At 65.8% G+C, this 488-nt stretch carries 1 protein-coding gene; it reads left to right on the forward strand.

The features are described from left to right. On the forward strand, positions 1 to 488 hold a 488-nt coding region (locus AACY49_RS30600), incomplete at both ends, for a hypothetical protein (RefSeq protein WP_339528025.1).

A 488-nucleotide genomic window follows, 5' to 3' on the forward strand; every position in this document is an offset into this window, starting at 1 on the left:
GTGCGGATGACGAGCAGCGGGATCGGCATGGAAGTCGGCGGCGTGACGGTGAAGTTCTCGGGCTCGGTCAACGCCTTCTATACGCATGATTCGCCCGATAAGCGCCTTGCCGGCACGACGGGCGTCGGCGGTCTCGCCAATACCGGCCCGCAGAACAGTTCGGCGATCCGCAACGGGCTGCTGCCGGGCATCTTCGGGCTCGACGTGTCGACCAACCAGGGCGGCTGGGACATTGCCGCGCACTTCGGCTTCTATCCCGGCATCAACAGCAATTCGTACGGCGGCAATGGTGCCAACGCCGCCGGTGCGCCAGTCGCGCTGGCGACCGCAGGGATCGATGCCCGGCAGCCCTATATGACGCTCGGCAAGCCGCATCTCGGCACCTTCAAGCTCGGGCGTGACATCGGCCTGTTCGGGTCCGATGCGATTCTGAACGATATCACCCTGCTGTCGGTCGGCACGCCGGGCAGCAATGCGGGCCCGTCGAA

It is taken from the genome of Pseudomonas sp. EL_65y_Pfl2_R96, assembly GCF_963970905.1.
GTDB lineage: Bacteria > Pseudomonadota > Gammaproteobacteria > Pseudomonadales > Pseudomonadaceae > Aquipseudomonas.